Here is a 5,702-nt window from a genome sequence, read left to right on the forward strand (position 1 = left end):
CAGCGGTATTATTGGCTACGTGGCGGTTAAGCAGTTGGGTTATATCGGGCTGCTAACGGGTATTACCATGCTGATGATTGTCTCAAGCCCCGACCATAGCAATATCACCCAAGATGGTCTGTATCGCGCCATTAATATTTTACTTGGTGCAGGGGTTGCGGTCGCTGCGACCTTGATTTTACCGCTGAAATCAACGCTAATGTGGCGGTTTTTATTGGCCAGCAACCTTGAAACCTGCGGTAATTTATACGCTGGGGTAGGCAATCATATTGATGCCGAGATTTTGGTGCCAAAACCTTTTAAATATAGTAAAGCGACCAGTTCAGCCAGTATTATTTACCCAAAAAATCCGGCTGTACCAGATACGCCAGTCAATAAAGCCCTGGTCAAAGCGCTTCAAAAAATCAATAAGCGCCTGCTTGCCGTACGCCCGCATATCGCCGCCACAGCGAGCGAATCTGGGATTGAAAAAGAAACGCTAGAGACCATTCAGCGTACCCATCGTAATATTATTGGTACTATTGACTTACTGTTAAGCGCGGCGCCGCGCTTGGCAAATATCGAGATTGACGATGAAAACCATATTTTACTGATTCATTATCAGCACGAATTAACCCAAGCGATGCAGCATATGGCGGCGGTATTACGTAGCCCAAATGATGAAGTGTTTCGCCCGATTACCCGCATTGCGGTATCAGAATATCCAAGTGTGGAAAACTTAGGCTTTGAATGGCAAGGCTATTTTTGGCTCACCCAAACGCTGCAAGTACAGTTACAGCGCCTTAGTGAATTATTGCAAACCACCAAGCCGCAATGGTTTGCTGCTTCTGGCTTGCGCTATCAGCGCCGCGAGCAGCGCCGTATTGAGCATAAAGGTAGTGAAACCGATTTGCACTTATAAATAAAAGCTGAATAAAAAAATAGATAAAAGACAAATAAAAAACGCTGACTTAATAAAGGCAGCGTTTTTTTGGATAGATAATAGGTATCTAAAACAGCAATTAATAAATGTGTGTTAACTTACAGAATTAACGCCCCGTTTTAAGCTTATCCCAATACTGCTGATAAACTTGCAAAGCTTCATCGCCAACATCTTCTTGGAATTCCGCTTTTGCTAATACTTCTTTGCTTGGATAAATGGTTGGATTGTTGCGCACCTCTTCTGGCATCAGCTCACGCGCGGCCATATTCGGCGAGGCGTAACCAATCTCTTCGCTGACGATTTTAGAGTTCTCAGGACGCAGTAAATAATCAATAAATTTGTGCGCCGCATCGACTTGTTTGGCGTTTTTTGGAATAACAAAGTTATCCATCCAAAGAATAGCCCCTTCAGTTGGATATTTATACACTAGGCTAGTCAAACCTTCGTTATTGGCGATGATGGCTTCACCATTCCAGCTCATACCAACCGTGGTTTCCCCTTCCATATACGGCATGCGTGAAGCATCCGAGTTAAAGGTTTTTACATTTGGCATCAAGGTCGTTAGCTTCTCGTAAGCGGCTTTGATTTCCTCAGGATTTTTACTATTACCTGAATAGCCCAAGGTCAATAGCGCCATGCCAAACACTTCGCGCATGTCATTCATCAGCATCACTTGACCTTTATATTCAGGACGCCATAAGTCATTCCAGCTGTTTACGGTCGCAGGATCGACCGCTTCGCCATTGATAGCAAGGCCGGTGCTGCCCCACATATAAGGAATCGAGTATTTGTTTTCTGGGTCAACCTTGGTATTGGTAAAGGAGGTATCAAGATTTTTAAAGTTGCTTAGTTTGGATTTATCAAGCTCTTGTAGCAGTCCTTCTTTGGCCATTTTTTCCACATAATACGTCGATGGAATCGCTAAATCGTATTGGCTGGAATCATCAAGCAATTTAAGCTTAGCGTACATCGCTTCGTTCGAGTCAAAAGTAGTGTAATTGACGCGAATGCCGGTCTCTTTGGTAAAACCATCGAGGATTTCTTGCGGCATATATTCCGACCAGTTATACAGGTTTAACGTTTCTGCACTGGCCGCAGCGCCATCGGTAGCGGCGTTATCTGATTTACTACAGCTCACAAGTGCGAGCCCAACCGCCACGGCTAATAAGGCTTTTGGAAGCATGCGAGCGCTATGAGCAACAGCGCGCGACAATGATAAATGAGTCAAAATATCTCTCCTAAAATAAGAATGGTGCAAAGCAAGAAAACCCGTAAAACAGGCACGATGCTAAATTTACAGCTATGTAAACCATTATGGCTATGATTGCGCATAATTTAAAGGGCAATCGTGCATAGCGTTTTTGCTAGTATCGTTACAGTTAAGGCGATTAAAAATAATATGCCAAATGGTCATAAATGATGACAAATGCAGCTTTTTATTATGCTTGATTTAACAATAGCGTTTTATAGAATAAACAGATTTACCATAGCATCGTAATCAAAAAGGCGACATGATAGGCGCGTTTTATGCCACTATAGTTGCCGTATGAGACTTTAAACAATAAAAATAAGACAATTTTACCCAATTTGATTGAATTAAAAGAGGAAGACAATGAATAATCGTGTACGCGCTGGGATAGTGATGGCTTTGATTGGCATCATAGGTTTTATGATGGTATTTAATTCAGGCTCGCCAACCCCAATTCTAAATTGGCCAGTTGAAACCTATCTGGGTTTGGCATTTACCATTGGCTGGCTAAGCCACGTACCAAATTGGCTGGCTTATGTGCTCGCAGCGTTGGTAATTATTTTAATCATCGCCGGATTTTATAAAGTCGGTAGCTGGCTTTATGGTTTGATGGCTAAGCGTCGTTAAATAGCGTCGTTAAATTTTGCTAGGACGGGTTCTTCTTTTAAAAATGAGGACACGCCTTAGATAAATAGCGGTTTTTATAACTATTTATCAAGACGCTATATGAAATTGCTCGAGTACCGACTGGATACCGTGCTCTTCAATCGTACCGGTGACAAAATCTGCACGCGCAATCAATTCTTGTTTTGCATCACCCATCGCTACCGCATAGCCGACTAAATCAAACATCTCTAAGTCATTCATACCATCACCAAACGCCATACACTCATTGGCATCTACGCCATAATAGCGACAGACGTCTTTAATGCCTCGCGCCTTGGATGCCTCTATCGGCAAGATATCGGCACCGATATGATGCCAATGTACCAGTTTTAAATCGTCCTGTGCAAAGTCGATCTCTTGCATTTTATCGAATTGATTATTAAAAAACACTGAGCATTGATAAACGGGGTTTGATTGATAATAGAGTGGATCAACGATAGAGTTCGGCGTTTTGGCATTAAAATCACGCAAACGCTCGTTTTCGCCTGACCAAGCAATGTGCGTCGCCGAGTCAAACTTATGAATCAGCTGACTTGTCTGGCATAACTGCACAATTTTGTCCGCTTGCTCAGCAGACAGTGGATAATGGCTAATCAAGCCTTTATTATCAAAACTATATTGTCCATTCATACAAATGATGGCATCTAAGACATCCGCTTCGAGCAAGGCTAAAATATCTGCTGGCAAGATCGCTTTAGAGCGTCCGGTCGAAATCACCAATTTAATGTCAGTCTTGGCTAGCGCCTCAAGAGTCGCTTGGTTGTGCGTAGCGATAATACCGTTACGGCTAAGCGTATCGTCAATGTCAAAAAATATCACTTTCGGCACTGGTAACGCCTGATTCATACTGGCCGGCGCCGCCTTATCTACAATAAACATGAGTATCCTTTATATTTAAAAAACGACTATTTAGGTATTCAAAGCAAGTATAAAAAGTCGTTGAAACTTGCTGAATAGTTTTAAGGGTTATGACTAACAATATAATTTGAACTTATGGGTAAGTATGCATTTTATAGAGCTAAAAACACAGCAAGAGAAACGGTTGATTTTCTGTCTTTTGACTTTATATAACCTCTTAACACCATGTTTAATAGGTTTAGTATTATTAATAAATACAATGCGAAACTGTGCGATAAGGATAATATAATGCCCGTATCTACCAATAACACTGCTAGCCAAAAATCTTTAGACGATGACTTATTTATTCTATCGCCGCGTCATCCTGACAGTCGGCTTGAGACGGATTGGTTATTCTTATTTAATAAGCTACCACCAGATCAATGGTTTAGCGCGGATTATGCTTACAAAACATCGGGCTGGTTAAAGGTACATACTAACATACGCAAGCGTCAACGTATCTTGACACAGATAAGTGGGGCTTATCAATCTGGCGAGTATGACTGGGCAGAGTATCGCTCGCAGCTACTCAAACGTATCAGTATGCACATTCTCAAATTGCATCAGCATCATGGCGTCGAGGATGAGGGGTTTTTCCCCGAGTTTATTCGAATGTATCCGCAGCTTGCACCTGCGTTTGAAATATTGGGTCGCGACCATGGGCGCTTGGATGCGCTACTCGATAAGTTGCAAGTGCAAAATAATACGCTGGCGAAAAGTGAGGTTGAGGATAAAGCACTTGCCGAGCAATTGCATCAGACTTTGGTGGAGGCAACCGACTTACTGTCGCAGCATCTGACCGATGAGGAAGACTTAGTGATTCCGATTTTGGGGTTAAGGCAGGGTTAAAAGAACAGGATATTGCGCCTTTAAATGTAGAGTGCGCTCAGCGCACCATTTCCATACATTATCAATCTTATCGGTGCGTGGAACGCACCCTACTCAAACTATTAATAAACCAAGAGTGTATTTACGATAGCTATAAGCCTAAGAAATCACGATAGGTGATAGAAAATTGGTCAAAATGCAAAAACCTTATTGATTATTTTTTATAATAAAGTGTATCTTAGCTTAAATAAGCTTTTTATAAATAAGATTCCTTATGGACACAACAACAAGTCATACCCTTGAAGGGAAAAAAAGAAATGGCGAGCATATTCTTATCAACATGACATATGTCGCCAAAAATATTGACCTAGATTCGGGAATCGAGCTGACTCGTGCATATGAGTATTGGCGAAGATATTTTGAAGAAAACAATATCGTTTCCGCTTTAGTCATTAGCGAAGGTTATTTCGTTCAAAGTTTTCAAGGGACAAGGCCTGCTATCAATATTGCCTTAGCAAAAATACTGGACAAGCATTCAACCATTTTCCCTAATATTGTTAATATAGAGGAAATTGAATCACGTCAATGGAAAGGGTTTTTAGTTAAATATCTAACATCAAGTGCTGAAGATGAAGAATATGCCCTAAAAAGCTTCTCAGCAGGTTCTGACTACAATCCCTATCTAATGACAAGTACTCAGATTGAAAGCTTTTTGACGGCAGTTTTTAAAGATACCGAATCCAGCAATTTTTAGATGAGTAATGTCTTTTGACAATAATTGTCATCTGTTTTAGCCTGCCTAAAAAAGCCGCTTACACCTTGTGTATAAGCGGCTTTTTGTTAAAAGTATTGTAAGCTTTAAATGTTAAAGATTAGCATGCCAAGCATAGCTATTATTAACCAATCTCAACGCTCGTCACATTCTGAAAGCCTCTTGGCAACTGACCGCCGCGATTACCACGAGTGCCCGTATAATTGGCTAAATCATTAGGCTTTAGCGTCACGTGGCGTTTGCCAGCGGTGATGACTAGGCTGTCTTGCTGACTGAGTGGCGTGATGTCAAGTACTTCTTCACCGTGTTTTAATTTGATCAGCTTATTACCCTTACCACGTGCCTGTTCAGGCAAATCGTCAAGGGCA

The 5,702-nt window shown here is 41.5% G+C and carries 6 protein-coding genes and 1 pseudogene; 4 read left to right on the forward strand and 3 right to left on the reverse strand.

The genetic code is table 11. The features are described from left to right. The coding region (locus V7D75_RS03110) for an FUSC family protein (RefSeq protein WP_333613370.1) at nt 1–901 on the forward strand (901 nt) is incomplete at its 5' end. A gap of 127 nt (nt 902–1,028) precedes the next feature. Here V7D75_RS03110 and V7D75_RS03115 read toward each other — a convergent pair. Beyond that, nucleotides 1,029–2,150, reverse strand: coding sequence for an ABC transporter substrate-binding protein (locus V7D75_RS03115; RefSeq protein WP_333613371.1), 1,122 nt, complete (start codon nt 2,148–2,150; stop codon nt 1,029–1,031). A gap of 384 nt (nt 2,151–2,534) precedes the next feature. On the opposite strand from V7D75_RS03115, the gene V7D75_RS03120 reads away from it, so the two are divergent. Beyond that, complete coding sequence (locus V7D75_RS03120; protein ID WP_333613372.1) at nt 2,535–2,798, forward strand: hypothetical protein; 264 nt, start codon at nt 2,535–2,537, stop codon at nt 2,796–2,798. Nucleotides 2,799–2,885: 87 nt separating this feature from the next. Here V7D75_RS03120 and V7D75_RS03125 read toward each other — a convergent pair whose 3' ends face one another. Further along, nucleotides 2,886–3,716, reverse strand: a complete 831-nt coding sequence (locus V7D75_RS03125) for an HAD family hydrolase (protein ID WP_333613373.1) — start codon at nt 3,714–3,716, stop codon at nt 2,886–2,888. Between the two features lie 267 nt (nt 3,717–3,983). Between V7D75_RS03125 and V7D75_RS03130 the strand changes: the two genes are divergently transcribed. Together V7D75_RS03130 and V7D75_RS03135 are read left to right on the forward strand one after the other, a co-directional pair. Continuing rightward, on the forward strand, nt 3,984–4,583 hold the full coding sequence (locus V7D75_RS03130; RefSeq protein ID WP_333613374.1) for a hemerythrin domain-containing protein: 600 nt from the start codon (nt 3,984–3,986) through the stop codon (nt 4,581–4,583). 253 nt (nt 4,584–4,836) lie between these two features. Continuing rightward, a complete protein-coding gene (locus tag V7D75_RS03135; RefSeq protein WP_333613375.1) occupies nt 4,837–5,316 on the forward strand; it encodes a hypothetical protein in 480 nt (159 codons plus the stop codon). Nucleotides 5,317–5,458: 142 nt separating this feature from the next. Here the strand turns inward: V7D75_RS03135 and V7D75_RS03140 are convergent. Then, nucleotides 5,459–5,702, reverse strand: a pseudogene (locus tag V7D75_RS03140) (DNA topoisomerase IV subunit A); the annotation flags it as partial.

The sequence above is a fragment of the Psychrobacter sp. genome, from assembly GCF_036731945.1.
Classification (GTDB): Bacteria; Pseudomonadota; Gammaproteobacteria; order Pseudomonadales; family Moraxellaceae; genus Psychrobacter.